We start from the raw sequence: 20481 nt of genomic DNA, 5'->3' as shown, positions 1-20481 counted from the left end.
ATCCTGATCATCTTCCCCCGGCGCCACAGTGGCGTCGCTCTTCCAAGGACGTCCTTGCTCCTGCCCCGGGGCGGGTCGTCCCTGCCCCCCTGAGGAGTCGTCATGCCAAGCACCGCCAGGTGCAGGAGACCTGTGTACGGGAAGGTGGCGGGTGTCGCGGTCATGGCCGTGACCGCACTCGTGCTGCCGCTGAGCCCGTCCGCGAACGCGGACAGGGACACCCATTCACACGGCAAGCCCACGCAATGCAGCTCCGATCCGAACGCTCACATCGCCTCCGTGCCGAGCCCCGAGTCGTTCCTCGGTTTCCCTCTCGGCAAGGGTCAGTCCCGGGTCGTCACGACCGAGGAGATCCAGAAGTACGTCCAGGCCGTCGGGAACGCGTCCAGCAGGGTGGTCACCGGCACGGTGGCGCGGAGCGTCACCGGTCAGGACCTGCCCTACGCCATCGTGTCCAGCGAGAAGCACATGGCCAAGGGACAGGTGGCCAAGATCGCCAAGCAGATCCAGGAACTGCGCGACCCGCGCTCGCTCCGTCCGGACAAGGCCGCGCGCGTCGCCGCCGACACCCCCGCCATCGTCTGGGTCGCGGGCAACGTCCACGGCGGTGAGAAGAGCGGCGCCGACGCCGCGCTCAAGACGCTGTACGAGCTGGCCGGCGGGCTGTCCTGCGACGTGGCCAAGCGCAACGAGAACACCGTCACGGTCATCGTGCCGACGCAGAACCCGGACGGCCGCGACGCGAGCCGCCGGCAGAACGAGTTCGGCTTCGACCTGAACCGCGACTGGTTCGCCCGCAGCCAGCCGGAGACCGACGGCAAGATCGCGATGCTGCGCGAGTACCCGCCGCAGGTCTTCGTCGACGCCCACGAGATGGGCGGGCGCCAGTACTTCTTCCCGCCGAACGCCGACCCGATCCACCACGAGATCGCCGACCAGCCCGTGGACTGGATCAACCGGATCGGGGCCGCCAACGCGGCGGGCTTCGGCTACAACGGCGCCTGTGGCGGCGCGGTCACCGTGGAGTGCTACTTCAACTACGCCACGTACGACATGTTCTACATGGGGTACGGCGACACGGTGCCGGCCACCGGTTTCGGCGCCGCCGGGATGACCTTCGAGAAGGGCAGCTCCTCGGCCGTCGAGGACCGCGTGCAGCAGCAGTTCAACACGCAGTGGGCCACCACCGGCTGGGCGGCCGATAACAAGAACGAGATCCTCAACGGCTACTACAAGATCTGGCAGACGGCGCTCGCCGAGGGCGCGTCCGGCGCTCTTGAGCCGAACCAGGTCGTGCAGCCGACCAACACCGTCCAGTTCCCGGTGCCCGACATCAAGATCCGGTCGTACTTCCTGATGCCCGACCGCCAGCTCGGCGACGTGCGCCGTCTGGTCGAGCGGCTGCGGGGCATGGACGTCGAGGTCTACGAGGTCGAAAAAGCGGTCACCGTGCCCAACGCCCGGATCTTCGGCGGCCGGTCCGCCAAGAACCTGAAGGTTCCGGCGGGGGCGTACTGGATCCCGATGAACCAGCCGCAGAAGCACTGGATCCAGGCGCTGATCGGCGAGGACCCCTACGTTCCCTTCCCCTACTTCTACGACGTCTCCTCCTGGAGCAACCCGCTGCTGATGGGCGTCGACACCGTCTACACCGGTGACGCGCTGTCGCCGAAGGCCAAGCGCGTGAATCGCCTCGAAGGGGGCGTCGACTGCTCGGCGTCGGGGAACGGCTCGTACTCCTACTCGCTGGACTCCGCCGCCGCGTCGGAGCTCACGTTCAAGCTCCTCGGCTCGGGCGTGGCCCTCACGCGTGACTTCAAGACGGGCGTGGTCAGCCTGCCGGCCCGCGCGATGGCCAAGGACGCGCTGGACAAGCTGGCGCGTTCGCTCGGCGTGACCGTCAAGGGCAGCTCCAAGCCGGCCTCCGGCACCGCGCTGCGCCTGCCCGACGCCGGCCTGTTCGCCGGCACCGGCATCTCGACGACCTCCGGGTCGTACGGCGAGGCGCGGTACGTGCTCGGCAGCCGCTGGGGCCTCAACCTCAAGCCGGTGACGCCCGCCGACATCAACGACAACACCGCGGCGTTCACCGGGCGTACCGCGCTGGTGGTCCCGGACGGCAGCAACTCGACCGGCGGCCTGACCGCGCAGGGCCTCGCGAACCTCAAGGCGTGGGTGGCGGCCGGCGGCACGTACCTCGGGCTGCGCAACGAGGGCACCAGGGTCGCGCGCGCCGCGGGCCTGACCTCCACCACGGAGAAGGCGAAGCCGACCGGCTACCAGGTCATCGGCTCGCACTTCCGGGTGGACGTGGCCAACACCAGCGCGGTGGCGCTCGGCCGCCCGGCGGAGGACTTCCAGTTCAACAACGGCGACCCGATCCTCAACCCGAGCCAGACCGGCGTGAACGTCCTCACCTACCCGGCCGGCGACACGTTCTGGTCCAACGGTTACACCGTGAAGGCCGACACCCTCAAGGGCACCGCGGCGCTGGTCGACGAGCCGACCGGCACCGGCCACGCCGTGCTCTTCGCCTACAACCCGCTGTTCCGCGCCTACAACGAGAACGGCATCCACCTGGTCGCGAACGCCCTGCTCGCTCCGGCGGCGTCCGCGTCGCCGCAGGCGCAGCAGCGGACGGCGGCGCCGCAGAGCAGCGCCGACGCCCTTCGCGCGCAGGCGGAGAACGCCGAGGAGCCGGCCAACATCGGCGGGGAGTGGCGGCCCATCACCATCCAGGTCGCCGAGGCCGACCTGGCGCGGACCGAGTCCGTGGTCGGGAAGTACACCGGCACGGGCAGCTCGGCGGTGGCCGACGGTTCGGCGTACATCACCATCCCGAACCCCGAGGGACTCTCGGCCGACGAACACCCGTTCCTCAGGGATCTGGTGCGCGACCTGAACAGCACGGGCATCCCGCTCCGCTCCGTCGTGGGCTAACCCTGTTCCTGGTGAATCCCTCCACGAGATGAACCGAGTCCCGGCCGGGCCCACCTCCGGCCGGGACTCGGCTCATGGCGGCCGGAGCTCAACGTCACGCCGGGAGTCTCACCCCGCGGGTGCGGTGAGGGTGGCGGGGACCGGGACGTCTAGGTATTCGAGCAGGGAGGCCAGTTCCCGGTCGAGTTCCCTGCTGACGCTGGTGATCTCGGGGTTGCCGAAGCTGGAGAACTGGGTGGTGGGCTGTTCCACCGTGAACCAGGTCTCGCCGTCGGCGTCCTCGTAGATGGCCGTGCGGAGCGGGGCGTACAGCAGGACGGCGGGGTTGTGATGGTACATGCGCTGGGCGATCACGTGGTTTCCCATCAGGTACTCGACGCAACGCCACCTGTCCCCCGCGAGCCGCATGATGTGGGTGAAGTCTCCGCTCCAGTAGAGGATGAAGTTGTGCGGGGCGTTCTCGGCCGTCGCCTGGAGGATGGCGTCCCAGTCGGCGTCGTCCTCGGCGAGCCGCTCGAAGCGTTCGGCCTCGAACCTCGGGACGGCCCGCTGGTAGCGGGCGCGGAAATCGTCGAACGGCGCGCCGACCGCCATGGAGAGGCGGTTCACCCAATGCGGCACGACTTCGATCCTGTGGCCCACCCGCCGGCCCATGGTCCCTCCCGATGTGTCATCCCCTCGGACGGAGCGGTCATCACCTGTCGCCGGTGGGACACACCTGCCCTGGGGAATCTTCAGCGCGGGGTGCCGTGCTCTTTGCGATCGTTCTGAGCCCCGCCGGCGGGTCAGGCGGCGAACAGGAGGAGAAGGCCTACGACGGTGTAGACGACCATGAGGAGGAGCAGGGGGATCTGGCCGAGGACTGCGGTGCGGCGGGGGAAGAGGGCGAGCGCGCGGTCGTGGGCGAGGACGGTGCCGAGCACGTGGCCGATGATGATGACCGTCACCTGGAGCATGGCGATTCCGGCCGGGGTGGTGCCGGCCGCGCTGAGGGTCCAGTCGGCGGTGCCCAGCCAGTCGGCGCCGGTGCCGAGCGGGTCGGAGAGCAGGGAGAGGGTCCGCTGGCCCTCCAGGAGGAACAGCGTGTAGTAGTGCGCGACCACGTACCCGACGGCGATCGGCACGATGGCGTGGGCCAGCTCGCCCGCCGTCGTGCCCGGCTCCGCCTCACCCCAGCGGCCGGCCAGCGCGGTCGTACCGAGGTAGGCCGCGAGCACCAGGCCGATGACGGTGACCAGTCCCAACGTCCCCATGACCGGCGCCGGCAGCGGGCTCTCCTGTACGAAGCGCACCCAGACCGGCGCGTTGGAGAGGCTGTCGTACATGGTGGAGCCGAGGAGCACCACCACCAGCACCGTGAGCCCCGGGGCGGGCCGTAGGCCGGCCATGCCGTCGAGCGAGTTACGCCAGGTCACGACGCCGTCGCGACGTCTCACCACCGGCGCGAGGCTGCCGACCAGGGTGCTGTACGCCTCGAACGCGTCCCCCCGGTCGAACCAGTCCGATCCGAAGACCACCGCGCCCGCGAGCATGAGCACCGTGTACGCCGCGAGCCAGATCGTGATGACGGGGAGGGTGGCGCGCTCGGGGGCCACCAGCTCCAGCCACACGAAGGCGAAGATGCCGGCCGCCGCAGGCCAGTAGCCGAGACCCGGTGGCAGCTGTCGCGGCCCGACCCGGGGGTCACGCCTGAGAGCCGTGCAGGCCAGCAGGTGCAGCGTGCGCAGCGGGTTGAGGTTGCGCCAGACCGGGCCGAAAAGCAGCGACAGCGGCACCAGGCCGACCCAGAACACGACGTAGAAGACCCCTGCGGTGGGGTTCTCGACGTTGTCGGGGCCGAAGAGCAGGCCCAGGCAGAAGTACGCGGCGGCGGCCAGCCCGAGCAGCCGCCAGACCCACGGCCAGGCCGTGGAGGACACCACCTGCTGGAGCAGCGCGGACAGCGGGCGGGTGCGCGCGAGGACACCGCCCAGCCTCGGTTCGGTCCACAGGGCGCCGAGCGCCACGAACGACACCAGCAGCGCCAGGATCGCGCCGGTCAACGCCGCCGAGAACGGGATCGGCAGGTCCTGGCGGCCGCCGATGCCGTGAGCCAGGAGCACCCCGCCGCCTAGCGCACCAGGAGCTGGCACAGTTGCAGCTCCGTGCCATGGGTCTCGACCTCGAACAGCCCGCTCTGGTCCGCGACGAACTCGATCTTCGCGGGAGTGCCGGGCTGGAGGTTCGCCGCCTTGTCGTAGCCGTGCACGTGCGCCACGTCCGCCACGTCGCTGGTCACCGTGATCCGTACCGTCTGGCCCTTGGTCACGTCGACCCGTCCGGGCGGGGGCGTCACCGTGCGACCGGCGATGGTCACCGCGATCTCCTTGACCGCCGAGGTGCCGGGCGCGGCGGCACTCGAACCGCCGCAGGCCGACGTGGCCACCAGCATCGCGATGGCGAGCATCAGGGCGGCGAGCAACGGGCGGCGGCGGGCGAGGGTGGACGTCATCGGCGGTTCTCCTGGGGAACGGTGAAGGGTGGAGCCATCTCAGCGGCGCTTGGGGGCCTTCGCGTGGGGCCTGTGGCGGTTCAGCGGCGCTTGGCCTTCGCGGGGGGTTTCCTGCCCGGCGTGGCCGCGCGCTGCGCCGACGGCTTCCTCGCCTTGGCGCCGGAGGAAGGCCCGTGGGACGCGGGGCCGCCGGAGGGTGGACGCCCGGCCGAGCCGCCGGCCGGTGCCGGTCGGCGTGCCGCGCGGAAGACCATGAGGCCCGCTCCGAGGACGAGTACGGCGGGCACCAGCCAGACCATCACGCCGTTGCCGGAGTCGGCCGGCGCCGCGGTCTCGGATCCGGCCTTGGGCGCGACGCTCGTCGGCCCGGTCTGAGGGACGGGCCCGGCCTGCGGGGAGGTTGTGGCCGTGCCGGTCTGGGGGACGGGGCCGATCTGGGGCACGGTGGTGGTCCCGCCGGTCTCGGGGACCGTCCCGCTCTGAGGGGCGGTGTTCTGGGGACTGGTCGTGACGCCGGGCTCGGGAGTCGAGCCGGTCTGGGGGACGGTGCCCTCGCCGCCGGCCGCGGCGAGCAGGGCGGGCCCGGGCTGGTCGGTGGGGGCCTTCCAGCCCTTGGGCGGCGCCGACATCTTGCCCTTGTACGTGAACCGCACCTCGCCCTTGACCTGCTCCCCGTCCGAGGCCACGGTCAGGTAGCGGGCGACGTACGTGCCCTGCTCCGGCCAGTAGGCCACCGGCACCTTGGCCGCGTACCCGATGTGGAACAGGCGCGGCTCCCACGTGCCGTCGACGAGCTGGTACTCCTGGACCGGCTCGTCGAGGCGCTTGGACTCCCCGTACGTCCAGTGCCGGTCGACCCGGACACCGCTCGGGGCGGTGACGGTGAAGTACGCGTTCGAGGACGGCTGCTCGGTGAAGTAGAGCGAGAGCGACTCCATGGGTTCGGAGACCGTGCTGTCCTTCGCCGGGTTCGACAGCGCGAGCTGCCCGTGGGCGGACGCGGGCGGCGCCAGGCCGGCCATCGCGATGCCGCCGACGAGGGCGAGCAGGAGCAACCGGCCTACCCACCGTGCCACCCCGCCGAGATGCGCAGGGGTGACCCGCCAGAGCCGTGTGCGTCGGGAAGAGGGCAGCGTCGATCCTTCCGGGGGTACCCTACGCGTGCGCCGACCACGTCGTATTGGGGATGGGCCGTCGCGCTCGCCGGTGTGCCGACCGGTGTCACGCACGGATGCTGGGCCACATTGTCGCCACGAAGCCGCATAAACGTCAATATCCGTAACGTGGGTGAAATAGCCCGATCTTGACCGATTTGTCACTCCTTTATACGATCCGCTTCAGCTTCCACGGCTTGAACCGCTGAAAGGGATCGCATGAGATTTCGCCGTCTGGGCGGTACGGCCGTCACGGCCGCGCTGAGCGTCCTGGTCAGCGTCCCGCCGGCACACCCCGCACTCGCCGCCCCAGGGGAGCCCGGCAAACCGCGCTACTCGGCCGGCGCGCCGAGCGTCGGCGACCCGTACTTCCCCGACCAGGGCAACGGCGGCTTCGATGTCCAGCACTACGACATCACCTTCTCCTACGAGACGGCCGGCCGGCGCATCGACGCCGTGACGACGATCACCGCGGTCGCGACGCAGGACCTGGACCAGTTCGACCTGGACTTCCGCGGCCCCGAGATCACGTCCCTGACGGTGAACGGGCACCGGGCGGACTTCCGGCGGGACGGGCAGGAGCTCGTCGTGACGCCGCGTCCCAAGCTCAAGGAGGACAAGCCCTTCACGGTCGTCGTGAAGTACGCGGGGACGCCGCCGGTCATCACGGACCCGGACGAGTCCATCGAGGGCTGGGTCCCGACCGATGACGGCGTGTTCGTACCGGGCGAGCCGCAGGGTTCCACGGCGTGGTACCCCGGCAGCGACCACCCCACCGACAAGGCGACGTTCAGCTTCCACGTGACCGTGCCCGAGGGGATCACCGCGGTCGGCAACGGCCAGCTGCTGTCGCAGACGACCAAGAAGGGCCGGACGACGTTCGTCTGGGACTCGACCGAGCCGATGGCCACCTACCTCGCGACGATGACGATCGGGAACTTCCAGGTGACCCGGTCGGCGACGCCGAGCGGCATCCCCGTCTACACCGCGGTCGACCCCCAGCTGGCCAGCCAGTCGGCGGCCACCGTCGCCAGGATCCCGGACATCCTCGAGTACTTCAGCACGATCTTCGGGCCGTACCCGTTCGCCTCGGCGGGTGCGATCGTCGATCGCGCGCCCGACGTCGGCTATGCCCTGGAGAGCCAGACCAAGCCCATCTTCTCCAGCTCCCCGAGCCTCGGCACGATGGCGCACGAGATCGCGCACCAGTGGTACGGCGACAGCGTGTCGCTCGGCCGGTGGTCCGACATCTGGCTCAACGAGGGCTTCGCGACGTACGCCCAGTGGCTGTGGACCGAGCACAACGGCGGTGCCACCGCGCAGCAGACGTTCAGCTCCTCGAGCAACTACGGGCGCGCCGCGACCTCGTCGTTCTGGCAGACCGTCACGACCGACCCCGGCCCGGTGGACATGTTCGGAAACGTCCCCTACAACCGGGGCGCCATGACGCTGCACGCGCTGCGCGGCAAGATCGGCGACACCGCGTTCTTCCGCCTGCTGAAGGAGTGGGCCGCCGCACACCGGTACGGCAACGCGAGCACCGCCGACTTCATCCGTCAGGCGCAGGACGTCTCGGGCATGGACCTGACGAACTTCTTCGACGTGTGGCTCGTTCAGAAGGGCAAGCCTTCCGCCTGGTAGGCACGGAAAGTTCGACTACTGCTGTACCGTTCGCGCTGTGATGTACCGAATCCGTGTCTGCATCGGTTCGCTGATCTCCTTGGTATGCCTGGGGTTCGCGCTCTACGCGTTGTATCAGCTGATCCGTGGCGGAAGCTGCGCGTCGGGCGGCAACTACGTCTCCGCGCGCGCGTGCCCGCCCGGCACGGAGAAGTGGGCCTGGGTGCTGCCCGGCGCCATCATCGGCGGCCTGCTCAGCTTCTTCCTGGGCACGTTCAAGGGCTCCGGGCCCACCCCGATCGACGGTGTCAATGCCGCGTCGGACCCGGCCACTCGCTTGGGCGGCCGGGTCATCATGACGAGGGGCCAGGTGTTCACCCGTGGCGAGACGCCCGATTCCTGGCAGATGTTCACCCCCGGGCAGGCTCCTCCCCCTGGAGGAGCACCCGGCGGGCCCGCGGACGCCCTGGATCCGATCGTCCGGCTCCAGAAACTCCGCGAGCTGCTCGACGCGGGCACCCTGTCCCCCGCCGAGTTCGAGCAGGCGAAGGCGAAGATCCTCGCCGAGATGTGACCGCCCCCTGATCCACGGCACGGCGATCCCGCCGCGAAGCCCCGGCCGAGCCGGGAACGCCTAGAGCGCCGCCGGTTCCGACTCGCGGACGTCGCCGAAGTACGGCGGGGCGACGGCTCTGGTCATGTTCCTGTGCCGGAGGAAATAGGCGCTCGCCCAGTCGACCAGCGGGCGCACCGGGCACAGCACCGACCGGGCGTTCCCCACGGTCCCCGTACGGCCGGCGCCACGCGAGCCGATGTACTCCCCCGCCCGGCCGAAGTCGCCCTCGTACATGACCAGTTGCCGCGTCTCGCGCCAGACGGTCGCCTCGCCCGCGCGGCCGGTGGGGACGGCCACCCGATGGGTCCTGCGTCCCCTGAAGGGCGTCAGGTGCTCGCTGAGGTGCAGCATCGTGCACTTGTCCCAGCCGACCCCGAGGAGCAGCGCCTTGGCCCCGAGGTCGTGGAGCCTTCCGAGGGGGCCGTCGCCGCCCAGCCCGTACGACAGCGGGTGGGCGGCCAGGATGCGGCCGGCGTGCGGGCCGTCGGCGACGAAGGAGTACAGGGGGTGCGCCGACCTTCGCGCGCTCCCGGCGCTCCTGACGATCTCGGGGAACCGGCCGAGCCCCGGCTGGGCGGCGTGCAGGTGCGGGTCGAACGGCGGGAGCGTCGCGCGTACGGTCTCCCACCACTGCGGCGGGACCGGCCGGTTCACCCACGAGCCGGGGTCGCTGAGATACGTGGTGAACGAGGGGACGACCAGCGTGCCCTCCTCCCCCACGGCGTCCCGCAGGGCCTGCTGGAGCGCGACGCCGCCTCCGGCGACCCATCCGATCGCCCTGAGGGAGGCGTGGACGATCACGACGTCCCCGCGTTCGAGGCCGAGCGCACTCAGGTCCTCGGCCAGGCCCTGCCGCGTGAAGGGCCCGGGCGTGCTCTGGTCCGCGGCGCTATGGAGCATCCGCGCCTACCCCGGCGAGCTCCCTGGGCGAGGGATCCAGGTGCGCGACCTTCCCCGCCACCCGCCGGTAGAGGGCGGCGGCCAGGAGCAGCGCGGCCGTGAAGACCAGCCACGCGAGCCCGTCCCCTCCGCTGAACACCGCGCCGATCACCAGCGGGCCGAGGACCCCTTCGATGATCTGGGTCAGGTGGAACGCCGACGCGTACTCTCCCCTGCGCTCGTCGGGGCCGAGGTTCAGGCCGAGGTAGAAGGCCGCGCCGTTCTGCAGCAGCTCGGTGATGGTCAGCAGCCCGAACCCCATGAGGAGGATGATCGCGGCCACCACCGTGGAACCGGGCCACAGCGAGACCGCCATGACCGCGCAGCCGGCCGCGCCCACGACTCCGGCCACGCGCGACCCCCGCACCGCCGTGCGGAACGACACCCCGGAACGCTCGGCGGCGGCCACCTGGAACGCCACGACGAGCACGGTGTTCAGGCCGATCAGCACCGGAATGCTCCAGGGCGGCACGACCCCGGTGACCGAGATCCACAGGGGGATCCCCACCGCGAGCAACGAGGAGTGCAGGCCCAGCACGGACGTGGTCACGATCATCGAGGGCATGCCACGCTCGAACGCGGCGTGCCGGCCGGAGGTCCTCGGCGCGGCGTCCGGCCGGTTCTTGACGGCTCCGCCGCGAAGGCGCGCCACCATCAGCCCGGCGAGCAGGAAGCTGCCCGCGTTGACGAACGGGGAGGCGGCCAGGAAGGGGCCGGGTATCGCGGCGAGCAGGACCGCCGACGCCCCGGCGCCCAGGGCCATGCCTGCGTTGCCGAACGACCGGATCATGGCACGGCCGCGCGCCCGGTCCTGCGCGCCGAACGCGTCTCCGATCAGCGAAATGAACGGGGCGCCACACGAGAAGTGCAGCAGCGAGTAGACGGTGGCGAACAGGATGAACGCGCCGAGGCCCCGCACCAGCGGCAGCAGGCAGAAGACCGCGCTGAGCCCGATCAGGAGGCCGGCGAGCAGGCGCCGCCCTCCCCACCTGTCCGACAGGCGGCCGGCGACGAGGTTGGACACCAGCCCGAAGGCCCCGCCGACGGCCAGCCCGAGCCCGATGTGCCAGACGCTCAGCCCCGACTGCCGGTTGAGGTAGAGGACCAGGGTGGAGAACTGCACGCCGTTGCCCACGCAGTCGACGACGTGCACGGCGACCAGCCTGCGCGCGTCGGGGTGCCCCCGCGTGGCCCGCCACGCCCGGGCGAGGCTCAATGTGGAATCAGCCATGTGGCCCGCCTTCTCGATCGGCCGGGGTGTCCGGTGCCGTCAGGTCGAACTCGTCTCGCAGGACGGAGAAGAGAAGCTGGTCGTGCCAGCGCCCGCCGCGCCACTGCGCGCGGCGGACGGTGCCTTCGAGCCGGAACCCGACCTTCTCCAGGCACCGGATCTCGGCGCGGTTCTCGGGGTCGGTGGTGGCCTGCACGCGCTCGACCCGGGTGTGGGTGAACAGGTATCGCACCAGCTCGCGCTGGGCGCGGGTCCCGATGCCGCGCCCGCGGCAGCCCGGCAGCAGGCCGATGGCGATCTCCCAGCACAGCGAGGTGTCGCGGCGCCCCCAGCGCCGCTCCAGCCATTCGACGCGGCCGGCGAGCCGCCCGTCCACGGTGACGGAGAGCATGTTGTCGGCTCCCCCGAGGAGCCGCCGGGTGCGCAGCGCCTCGTACAGGCCGACGGTCGGGGTGAATCCGTACCACTGGTACCGGCTCGCGCCCTCCTCGCTCTGGAAGGCCAGCTCGAAGGCGTCGAGGTCGGTCTCCACGACGGGCCGAAGCTCCAGGGTTCCCGGCATGTCAATCGCTCCCGATGTCGACGGAACAGAACTGTTCTGGCCGGAGTCTCACGTCGTCGCGGCGACCTCCAGACACGCTTTCGCGGCCCAGCGGTACCAGTCGGAGACGACTCCGGGCTGCCGGAGAGCATGGCCTTCGTCGCGGAACAGCACAAGCTCGCTGTCGACGCCCTCGCGCACCAGGATCCGGTGGGCGCGCACCGACTCGGTGTACGGCACGAGGTGGTCGGCCATCCCGTGCGACAGCAGGACGCGCGTCCCGGGCCGTACCAGCCGGGGCTTGATCGACTGCTCGTCGTAGCGGGACTCCTCCTCCAGGGGATGGCCGTACTCGCGCACCCACGACCACAGCACCGCGGAGCCGTAGGCCACGCCGGAGAGGTCGACCGGGCTCGCGTGCGCGACGGCCAGGCGGACGTCCAGCTCGCAGGCGGCGTGCAGGGCGAGGTAGCCGCCGAAGCTCCCTCCCATCGCGATGAGGGGGACGCCTTCGAGGCCGTGCCGCGTCCTGACCTCCTCGACGAGCGCGACCGCGCCGGCCCCGATCCCCGACCGCCAGGCGCGCCAGCCCGCGGCCATGTTCGCGCGCCCGTAGCCGCTGGACATGGGCGGCTCCACCAGGCCCACCGCGAAGCCGAGCCGCGTGAAGGGCCACGGGTTCCACCTCCACGACCAGTCGCACCAGCTCATGGTCGGGCCGCCGTGGAACATCACGATCAGCCCCCGCGCCCGTACGTCCGGCGAGGGAAGGCACAGCGCGTACCCCATCGGGACCTCGCCGAGCACGACCCGGTGCCGCTCCAGGCGGCCGGTGAGCCCGGCCACGGGCCCGGAGGACTCCACGAGCTCCTCGTACGGCCCGTCGAGGTCGCCGGCCGTGAGGTACGGAGGGGTGTCGACCGCCGAGTGGATCGCGACGATCCGGTTCTCCGGGGTCGCCGACACCGACAGCACGGACGTCCCTGTTTCCCTGTCGGACCAGGTGCCGTCGGACAGGTCGCAGACCTGGAGCGTGCGCGCGCTGTCCCGCTCGGAGGTGACCAGGAGCCTGGTCTCCGAGATCCAGCACCGCGGGACCGCCCACACCTCGTGGTCGGTGGGAGCGGGCCGCAGGGCCCGCTCAAGCGGATCGAGGATGTACGGATGGTGTTCCAGGTGATCGGGGCCGAAGCCGCCGCTGGAGGCGACCAGCGCCACCCGCGACCCGCCGGGCGAGGTGAGCGGACCGGACAGGTCGCACCCATCCAGCCACACCTCCGCGGCCGGCCGCTCCTGCCCCGGTTCCCAGACCGCCAGCCCGTATCTCTGGACGCCGCTCCTGTCCTCACGGGCGATGCCCCCGACCAACCGGCCGCCCTCGGCCCACGTGACCTCCCCCGTGAGCGCCGGCGGACAACGCTCCGCACGGATGGAGCCGCCGAGGGAGAGCGTGGCGACCCGCCATGGCTCCCCGGTGTCCGCGACCGAGAAGTTGGCCTTGCTGGTACGGAGCGCGTCGGGCATGTCGGATGACGTGCCGGCGGGCGGCTGGACGCTCAACAGCAGCGTCTCCTCCTCCGGCCACCAGAGCAGCGAGCCGACGCGCCCGGGAACGCGGCGGATCTCGGTCTCGGGCATGTCCGGCCGGGCCAGGTCCAGGTACAAGATGCTCTGAGCCAGGCCCGCCGGTCTGGCGAACACGATCTCGGACTTACGGACCGGGACGACGCGGCCGGCGCCCTGGATCACCCGCTGAGGGGCCCACCCCGTGAGCCCGCGTTCATAGACGATGGCGTTGGTGACCGCCCGGCGCCCTTCGGGCACTTCCACGATAAGGGCGAAATAGTCACCCCCTATCGCCACCACGCTCCTCATTCGGGGCTCGGTGCCGAGATGGTCAATCAAATTGGCGAACTCGACCGGTTCCACCGCTACTACATCCCTGTCCTACTAGCGCTGGTGCGACTTTCTCATCTTGACCGTCGATTCCAGCGTCTTGATCGGATCGGCGGTGGAAAGGTGGGCCCCGAGCAGTTCACGGAGAAGGTCGGCCTTCGCCTTGGGGTTCAGCCGATGGTGGTCGATCATCAAATTGTCGAACAGCGGCTCGCTCATGAACTGCGCGAGGTACACGTCGGCCAGGTCGCCGGTCGTCGGCTCCTCGATGGTGATGGCGATGTGAATCGAGTTTCCCACCCGGGCCGTCGCGTAATGCGGGGCGCCGTGCGGCATGTAGAGAACGTCTCCCGGCGTGAGGGTGACGTCCATGCGCTTGTCCTCCGGGATATCGGGCCGGTGGTACCGGTCCGATCCGCTGATGGAGGTCTCGTCGAGAAGCCCGACGTGCCAGTCCTTGACCCCGGCCACCTGAAGCACCAGGACGTGCGAGCCGTCCATGTGCGCCTGGATCGCCGTCTTGCCGGGAGGGCTCAGGAACACGTACGCCTCGAGCTCGGCGCGGAACTCCGGCTCCAGGCTCTCGACCAGCGCGCGAATGCGGGGATGCCAGTGCTCCGGCTGGTTGAACTTGAACGTCCCGCCCGCCTCGAAGTCCTTGAGGATCTGTTCCTTGTTGATGTATCCGGGAACCTCGTGGCCGACGATGTTCCTCTTCTTCGTCATGTCCGTGAGCGCCGACCGCACCCCCTCGTTGAAGGCGGTGAAATAGGGACGGATCAGCAGTCCGCAGTCGACCTCATCCCATATCTCCTGCTCGGAGATGAGCCCCGTCAGGTCCGCGGACGCGCGGAAGACCATGGGCTGGTTTCCCCAGTGATTCCTGAAGAAGTCGTCGACGTCGCCCACCAGGTGTTCCAGCCGGGCCGGCAGGACGGTCTCTTCTCTTTCTTCCACCGCCAGGTCGCTCATCCTGTCTTCTTCCTCATCGTCGAAAGCGCGAGCCGTGTCCAGGTCTCGGCGTCCAGCTCGCCCAGCCCTCGTACGAGCGCCGCCCGCACGTCGGACGAGCGCTCCTGCAGGGTCCGCGTGTGGAACCGCCCGACCAGGGCGGGGTTGGCGTCCTCGATGTGCTGCCGGAGCGCCTCCAGCAGGTCCTCGGGGGTGGGCTCGGTGAGCGTGAACGTCAGGTGCATCGACGGGCCGCCGTGCGCCACGGCGTCGTGCGGCCAGCCGTGGGGCAGGTACAGGACGTCCCCCGGCTCCAGAACGAACCTGTGGCTCGGCTCCGCGTTGTCCACATCGAGACCCGCGTCCGACCTGACCTGGCCCCTCTGCGCGTACAGGTGCCATTCCTTGCGGCCTTCGAGCTGGACCACCACCACGTGGGAGGCGTCACGGTGGGGAAGCATCCCCCGCTTCTCCTCCGGCGTCCAGAACACGTAGGTGGACACGCCCACGGGGGCCGTCTCCTCGATCGCCCGGACGATCTCCCGTGTCGGCCGGTGCCAGTCCGAGAGTTGGTTGAGCTTCAGCGTCGCGCCGGCGTCCATGAGACGGCGGATCTTCGCCAGGTCGGCGAACCCCTCACGGGGGTGACCGATGACGTTCCGCACGCGGGTGAACGTGCCGACCTGCGGGACCTGGCCGTCACGCAGCACCGAGAAGTACGGCCAGCGCAGGAGGCTCGCCTCAAGCTTGTCGGTGATGAAGCCCGTCGAAATATAGTCGGCCGGGTTTATGGCGCCGCGAACGACTCTGTGGTCCTTCGCCCACACGTCGCCGAAGATTCCCTCGGCGCGAAGGAGCTCGACAAGTTTATGACCCAATTGACTCATTCCCCTTGAGAAAGGGGTCCGGGAGGCCGCGCCTCCCGGACCCGAACCATCATGAGGCCTAGGCCTCGTGGATCTGGTTCATGATCATCATCGGGGCGTCAAAAGCGTCCTCAACCTCGCCGACATTACGTTCGGCGGCACCGTCCTCCTGGCCGGCAAGGGACTTCACGGTGTCACGAAGTGCCATAGGGATCTCCTTCTCCAGGCTGACCTACTTTGTGTAGATCGCGTTACCAATTGAAGGTTACCCAGACCCCCTTAAAGACTGTCAACCTTCATTTATTCGATATTGCGCTCATTATTAATTTCGTTCGCGGCGGCCGTCGCGGTGGTAGTCTTCCCGCTCGCGTGCCCGCCGGGCGGCGTCCCGGAGAGGAGGAACCCATACCTGCCGGGCCGCACGTCAGCATGCTCATAGGCGGTTTCCGCGCCGCCACGCGATCGCACGCGGACACGGCAAAGGGTTCTCAGAGGAGGGGAAAGTGCGCACGGGGGAAGGCGCGTTCGATTAGGGGTGGGGCCGTTCAGCGGTGGTTCAGGACCGCTTCAGCGCGCGGCCGTCACGAGCCGTAGAGCCGGGTGGCATACTCCGGGCCGTAGTAGCGTTCGAGCTGCTCCAGGGTTTCGTCGGCCTGCTGGACGCTCTTCACTATGCGCGCGTGCGTCGGCAGCGCGTCGGGGTTCCACGTCTCCGGCTTCCACAGCGAGGAACGCAGGAACGACTTGCCGCAGTGGAAGAAGATCTGCTCGATCTCCACGACCAGGGCCAGCGCGGGCCGGTGCCCCTTGACGATCATCTGGTCGAAGAACGGCGCCTCGCGCACCAGCCGCGCCCTGCCGTTGACGCGCAGCGTCTCCGTGCGCCCGGGAACGACGTAGACCAGGCCGACGTGGGGGTTCTCCAGGACGTTGACAAAGCCGTCCACCCGGCGGTTGCCCGGGCGATCGGGGATCGCGATCGTGACGTCGTCGATGACGTGGGTGAACCCGGGCGGGTCGCCCTTGGGTGAGACGTCGCAGGCGCCGTCCGCGCCGGCCGTCGCGATCAGGCAGAACGGGGAGGCCGCGAGCCACTCCCTGTCGCGCTCGTGCAGCGCCACGCGCTCCTTGGCCACCGCCCTCGGCATCGGCTCGCCGAGCAGCTCACGCAGCTCGGCCTTGGAGGTGATCTCCACGAAGTCGGCGTTCCCCGTCACCGCGTCTCCTCACGCCGTCATGCGATCATGACCGCCGTCCAGCATACTTGGCGCGTCCTTGACCGCGGGAGGCCCCCCACCGGCCTACTTCCAGCGGAAGTAGACGAACAGGCGGCCGTGGTTCTTGGAGTCCTTGTCGATGCGGTGGTAGAGGGCCTTGATTTCCTTCTGGTCGAGGAAGCGCAGCACCTTCTTCTTGAGCTGGCCCGAGCCCTTGCCGGGGATGATCTCGACCTCGGTGGCCTTCTTCTGCACGGCCTCCTGGATGATCCCGCGCAGCGCCCGGTCGATCTCGCCGCCCCTGTTGTAGATGTCGTGGAGGTCCAGTTTCAGCTTCACGCCCGCGATTGTACGTCCCTGTGCTTTGGAACGTTCTTCTAACTGCGGCTATCACACCATTTAACCGGTTCGTGTCCACATTTGGTCAGATATTGCCGCACATCCGTGGCTGAAGCGATCTAGGCGTGAATGTAGTCCGCATCTAGACTCCGTCTGTGTTTGGTCGCCCGGAAACGGGTGCCCGACCACTTGTCGCCCAACGGGGAGGGTGGGGTCCTTCCCGTGCTCTCTCACGGGCGACGCGGCTCCTCCATGCCCGCTGGGTGGCGGTTCCCAGTGGTTCTCCAGGAGGTGTCGTGCCAAGCAAGCCCCCGCCCACCCTCTTATCCCGAGCGCGCCGCATAGCGGCCGTCGGCGCGAGTCTCGCGATCGTCGGCGTGATGTGCCCGGCCGTCCCGGCGTCAGCGGAACCGAGCCCCACCCCCGCGACAGGTTCGACCAGCAAGTGGAAGGCCACCCCGCTCACCGCGGCCGACCGCGTCCAGGGGGCCAAGTCTCCGAGCGGCAAGCTGGCGAAGAGTGACACAGCGCTCTTCAAGGCGACGACGAGCAAGCCGGTCAGCGTGGTCGTCAAGCTCGACTACGACTCGCTTGCGGCGTACAAGGGCGACCTGAAGGGGCTCCCGGGCACCAGCCCGCAGGTCACCGGCAAGAGCCTCGACATCAAGAGCGCGCCCGCCCAGCAGTACCAGAAGCACATCGAGGGCATCGAAGCAAGCTTCCTCGGTGCCCTGGGCAAGCAGATCCCCGGCGCCAAGGCGGGGCAGAAGCTCCGCACGGTCTACGGAGGCATCGCGCTGACCCTGCCCGCCAACAAGGCGGCGGACCTGCTGAAGCTGCCCGGCGTGGCCGCCGTGCAGGAGGACAAGCTGCAGCAGCCCCTCACGGACTCCAGCGCGGAATTCATCGGCGCGCCCACGATCTACAACAAGCTGGGCGGCAGCTCCTCCTCCGGCAAGGGCGTCGTCTTCGGCAGCCTCGACTCCGGCGTCTGGCCCGAGCACCCGTCCTTCGCGGACCCGGGCAACCTGCCCGCTCCCCCGCCGACCAAGGACGGCACACCCCGGGTCTGCAACTTCGGGGACAACCCGCTGACGCCCGCGAACGACCCGTTCGTCTGCAACCACAAGCTGATCGGCGGCCAGCCGTTCCTGGCGACCTACAACGCCGTCTTCGGCGGCGAGGTGTACCCCAACAGCGCCCGCGACTCCAACGGGCACGGCACCCATACCGCCACCACCTCGGCGGGCGGTCCCGTGGCGGACGCCAACCCGCTCGGCATCAGCCGCGGCCCCATCCACGGCATCGCGCCTGCCGCGGCCGTGTCGGTCTACAAGGTCTGCGGCGCCGAGGGCTGTTTCCCCTCCGACTCCGCCGCCGCCGTCGGCCGCGCGATCCTCGACGGCGTCCGCGCCATCAACTTCTCGATCTCGGGCGGCAGCGACCCGTACAGCGACCCGGTCGAGCTCGCGTTCCTCGACGCGTACGCGGCCGGGGTGTTCGTGTCCGCCTCGGCGGGCAACTCCGGTCCCGGAGCCAACACCACCGACCACCGCAGCCCGTGGGTGACGACCGTCGCCGCGTCCACGCAGACCCGTACCTTCCGGTCGACCGTGACGCTCACCGGGACGGGCGGGGCCACGGCCACCGTGTCCGGCGCCTCGATCACGGCGGGCATCGCCTCGCCGCTCCCCGTGGTGTCGGCCGCCGCCCCGCCGTACTCCAACGCGCTGTGCGATACCCCTGCCCCCCCGGGCATCTTCGCCGGCAAGATCGTCGTCTGCCAGCGCGGCCCGAACCGCGTGCTCAAGGGCTTCAACGTCAAGCAGGGCGGCGCGGCGGGCATGATCCTGTACAACGCCACGCCGCTCGACGTGATGACCGACAACCACTGGCTGCCGGCCGTCCACATCGACCAGCCGGACAGCACGACCCTGCTGAACTTCCTCACCGCCAACCCGGGCGCGAAGGCGAAGTTCACCCAGGGCACCAAGACGACCTGGCAGGGCGACGCCATGACCACGTTCTCCTCGCGGGGACCGGGCGGCGACTTCCTCAAGCCGGACGTCACCGCGCCCGGCCTGCACATCCTCGCCGGGCAGACCCCGACGCCGGAGTCACCCCTTGAGGGCCCGCCGGGCAACCTCTACCAGGTGATCGCCGGCACCTCGATGTCCTCTCCGCACGTGGCCGGGGCCGGCGCCCTGCTGTTCGCGCTGCACCCGGACTGGACGCCGGGCCAGGTCAAGTCCGCCCTGGAGACCACGGCCAAGACCTCGGTCACCAAGCAGGACCGGGTCACCCCCGCCGACCCGTTCGACTACGGCGGCGGCCGCATCGACCTCACCAAGGCCGGCGACCCCGGGCTGACCCTCGACGAGACCGCGGCGAACTACGCGGCCTCGGCGGCCGACCCGCTGAACCGCATCGACCTGAACGTGCCGTCGGTGAACGCGCCGACCATGCCGGGCATCATCACCGCCAAGCGCACGGTCACCAACGTCACCGACAAGACGCTCACCTACACCGCCTCGGGCACCGCGCCCAGCGGGGCCGGCGTGACGGTGCTGCCGCCCCTGTTCAGCGTCAAGCCGGGCAAGAGCGTCAAGCTGACCATCGTCATCACCGCGCCGGACCTGCCCGACGGACAGTACTTCGGCCAGGTCAACCTGAAGCAGACCGGCGGCAGCCGTGACCTGCACCTGCCGGTCGCGTTCTACCGCCGGGAGGGTGCGGTGCCGGTCGACCAGACCTGCGCGCCGAGCACCATCGCCAAGAACACCGGCGAGTCCACCTGCACGGTGACGGTCGAGAACACCACCATGAAGGACACCGAGGTCACCGCGCTCAGCACACTCGACAGCAAGCTGAGGCTCAACAGCGTGACCGGGGCCACCAAGGTGGGCACCCAGATCGCGACGACCAAGGCCACGCTGGCGGCACGCCAGCCCGACAAGCCGTCCATCGCTCCGGGCACCGGGCCCGCGGGCTACCTCCCGCTGGACCTGTTCGGCATCGCGCCGACGCCGATCGGCGACGAGGAGTCCGTCAACTTCAACGTCCCGGCCTTCACCTACGCGGGCAAGAGCTACACCCGCATCGGCGTCGTCTCCGACGGCTACAGCGTCGTGGGCGGTACGTCCGGGACCGCGGACGTCTCGTTCCAGCCGCAGCCCCTGCCCGACTCGACGCCGCCGAACAACGTGCTGGCCAGCTACTGGACCGACCTGGACGGCACCGGAGCGCCCGGCGTGTACGCCGGATCGCTCACCGACGGCGTCTCCAGCTGGCTCGTCATCGAGTGGCGCGTCCACCTGTACGGCGAGACCGGGCTGAAGGTGTTCCAGCAGTGGATCGGCGTCAACGGCACCGAGGACATCACCTACGCGTACGACCCGTCGAACCTGCCCGGTGACCCCGGGGCCTCGTTCGGGCTGACCGTGGGAGCGGAGAACTCCGAAGGCACGGCCGGCGGCCAGATCTCCGGACCTCCGACCGAGGACTACCGCATCAGCAGCACGCCCGGCGCGCCCGGCGGCAAGCTGACCTACACCATGAAGGTGAAGGGCGTCAGCTCCGGAGTCGGCTCCATCACCACGGCCACCTCGACTCCTGAGGTGAAGGGCATCACCATCGAAGTAGACAAGATCACCGTTCAGTAGCCCAACAGGCGGGGCCGG

17 protein-coding genes are annotated in these 20481 nt (G+C 69.8%); 4 read left to right on the top strand and 13 right to left on the bottom strand.

The features are described from left to right. Positions 1 to 132 precede the first annotated feature (132 nt). A complete protein-coding gene (locus AB0O34_RS20060; RefSeq protein WP_363917303.1) occupies positions 133 to 2940 on the top strand; it encodes a M14 family zinc carboxypeptidase in 2808 nt (935 codons plus the stop codon). A 108-nt stretch (positions 2941 to 3048) separates the two neighbouring features. Here AB0O34_RS20060 and AB0O34_RS20055 read toward each other — a convergent pair whose 3' ends face one another. The 4 genes from AB0O34_RS20055 to AB0O34_RS20040 form a co-directional block, all read right to left on the bottom strand. Further along, entirely contained in the window at positions 3049 to 3561 is a 513-nt protein-coding gene (locus AB0O34_RS20055) for a DUF302 domain-containing protein (RefSeq protein WP_363917301.1), read from the bottom strand. A 164-nt stretch (positions 3562 to 3725) separates the two neighbouring features. Then, positions 3726 to 5042, bottom strand: a complete 1317-nt coding sequence (locus AB0O34_RS20050) for a hypothetical protein (protein ID WP_363917299.1) — start codon at positions 5040 to 5042, stop codon at positions 3726 to 3728. 8 nt (positions 5043 to 5050) lie between these two features. Continuing rightward, positions 5051 to 5431, bottom strand: a complete 381-nt coding sequence (locus AB0O34_RS20045) for a hypothetical protein (RefSeq protein ID WP_363917297.1) — start codon at positions 5429 to 5431, stop codon at positions 5051 to 5053. Positions 5432 to 5511: 80 nt separating this feature from the next. Then, positions 5512 to 6507, bottom strand: a complete 996-nt coding sequence (locus AB0O34_RS20040) for a copper resistance protein CopC (protein WP_363917295.1) — start codon at positions 6505 to 6507, stop codon at positions 5512 to 5514. Between the two features lie 297 nt (positions 6508 to 6804). Here AB0O34_RS20040 and AB0O34_RS20035 point away from each other — a divergent pair, with 297 nt between their 5' ends. Together AB0O34_RS20035 and AB0O34_RS20030 are read left to right on the top strand one after the other, a co-directional pair. Beyond that, entirely contained in the window at positions 6805 to 8226 is a 1422-nt protein-coding gene (locus AB0O34_RS20035) for a M1 family metallopeptidase (protein ID WP_363917293.1), read from the top strand. A gap of 40 nt (positions 8227 to 8266) precedes the next feature. Then, positions 8267 to 8779, top strand: coding sequence for an SHOCT domain-containing protein (locus AB0O34_RS20030; RefSeq protein WP_363917291.1), 513 nt, complete (start codon positions 8267 to 8269; stop codon positions 8777 to 8779). A gap of 60 nt (positions 8780 to 8839) precedes the next feature. On the opposite strand, the gene AB0O34_RS20025 is transcribed toward AB0O34_RS20030, so the two are convergent. The 9 genes from AB0O34_RS20025 to AB0O34_RS19985 all read right to left on the bottom strand — a co-directional run bounded on the left by AB0O34_RS20025 (position 8840) and on the right by AB0O34_RS19985 (position 16801). Next, positions 8840 to 9721: an AAC(3) family N-acetyltransferase gene (locus AB0O34_RS20025; protein ID WP_363917289.1), complete on the bottom strand. Its 882-nt coding sequence runs from the start codon at positions 9719 to 9721 to the stop codon at positions 8840 to 8842. Beyond that, complete coding sequence (locus AB0O34_RS20020; protein ID WP_363917287.1) at positions 9711 to 10991, bottom strand: MFS transporter; 1281 nt, start codon at positions 10989 to 10991, stop codon at positions 9711 to 9713. The genes AB0O34_RS20025 and AB0O34_RS20020 overlap by 11 nt, the downstream gene beginning before the upstream one ends. Beyond that, the gene (locus AB0O34_RS20015) at positions 10984 to 11553 is read right to left on the bottom strand and encodes a GNAT family protein (RefSeq protein ID WP_363917285.1); all 570 of its coding nucleotides are present in this window, start codon (positions 11551 to 11553) and stop codon (positions 10984 to 10986) included. Before AB0O34_RS20015 ends, AB0O34_RS20020 begins: the two co-directional genes overlap by 8 nt. Positions 11554 to 11601: 48 nt before the next feature. Next, entirely contained in the window at positions 11602 to 13395 is a 1794-nt protein-coding gene (locus tag AB0O34_RS20010; RefSeq protein WP_363917283.1) for a prolyl oligopeptidase family serine peptidase, read from the bottom strand. A gap of 87 nt (positions 13396 to 13482) precedes the next feature. Next, positions 13483 to 14400 (bottom strand): cupin domain-containing protein, encoded by a 918-nt coding sequence (locus tag AB0O34_RS20005; protein ID WP_363917281.1) that lies wholly within the window; start codon positions 14398 to 14400, stop codon positions 13483 to 13485. Beyond that, entirely contained in the window at positions 14397 to 15257 is an 861-nt protein-coding gene (locus AB0O34_RS20000) for a cupin domain-containing protein (protein ID WP_363917279.1), read from the bottom strand. Before AB0O34_RS20000 ends, AB0O34_RS20005 begins: the two co-directional genes overlap by 4 nt. 67 nt (positions 15258 to 15324) lie before the next feature. Next, positions 15325 to 15453 carry a hypothetical protein gene (locus tag AB0O34_RS19995; protein WP_363917277.1) on the bottom strand — a complete coding sequence of 43 codons (129 nt, stop codon included), beginning with the start codon at positions 15451 to 15453 and terminating at the stop codon, positions 15325 to 15327. Between the two features lie 373 nt (positions 15454 to 15826). After that, on the bottom strand, positions 15827 to 16462 hold the full coding sequence (locus tag AB0O34_RS19990; RefSeq protein WP_363917275.1) for a pyridoxamine 5'-phosphate oxidase family protein: 636 nt from the start codon (positions 16460 to 16462) through the stop codon (positions 15827 to 15829). Between the two features lie 84 nt (positions 16463 to 16546). Next, a complete protein-coding gene (locus tag AB0O34_RS19985; RefSeq protein WP_363917273.1) occupies positions 16547 to 16801 on the bottom strand; it encodes a Smr/MutS family protein in 255 nt (84 codons plus the stop codon). A 296-nt stretch (positions 16802 to 17097) separates the two neighbouring features. Here AB0O34_RS19985 and AB0O34_RS19980 point away from each other — a divergent pair, with 296 nt between their 5' ends. Further along, the gene (locus tag AB0O34_RS19980) at positions 17098 to 20463 is read left to right on the top strand and encodes a S8 family serine peptidase (protein WP_363917271.1); all 3366 of its coding nucleotides are present in this window, start codon (positions 17098 to 17100) and stop codon (positions 20461 to 20463) included. Positions 20464 to 20481 lie beyond the last annotated feature (18 nt).

Origin of the sequence: Sphaerisporangium sp. NPDC088356 (assembly GCF_040685555.1) — a bacterium.
GTDB lineage: Bacteria > Actinomycetota > Actinomycetes > Streptosporangiales > Streptosporangiaceae > Sphaerisporangium.
Note: the sequence above shows the minus strand (reverse complement) of the source record. Positions and strands in the feature narration are given on the sequence as shown.

Coding starts and splice junctions, on each gene's coding strand:
- AB0O34_RS20045 (WP_363917297.1), bottom strand. CDS start 5,431: ATGACGTCCACCCTCGCCCGCCGCCGCCCGTTGCTCGCCGCCCTGATG.
- AB0O34_RS20035 (WP_363917293.1), top strand. CDS start 6,805: ATGAGATTTCGCCGTCTGGGCGGTACGGCCGTCACGGCCGCGCTGAGC.
- AB0O34_RS20030 (WP_363917291.1), top strand. CDS start 8,267: ATGTACCGAATCCGTGTCTGCATCGGTTCGCTGATCTCCTTGGTATGC.
- AB0O34_RS20025 (WP_363917289.1), bottom strand. CDS start 9,721: ATGCTCCATAGCGCCGCGGACCAGAGCACGCCCGGGCCCTTCACGCGG.
- AB0O34_RS20020 (WP_363917287.1), bottom strand. CDS start 10,991: ATGGCTGATTCCACATTGAGCCTCGCCCGGGCGTGGCGGGCCACGCGG.
- AB0O34_RS20015 (WP_363917285.1), bottom strand. CDS start 11,553: ATGCCGGGAACCCTGGAGCTTCGGCCCGTCGTGGAGACCGACCTCGAC.
- AB0O34_RS20005 (WP_363917281.1), bottom strand. CDS start 14,400: ATGAGCGACCTGGCGGTGGAAGAAAGAGAAGAGACCGTCCTGCCGGCC.
- AB0O34_RS19995 (WP_363917277.1), bottom strand. CDS start 15,453: ATGGCACTTCGTGACACCGTGAAGTCCCTTGCCGGCCAGGAGGACGGT.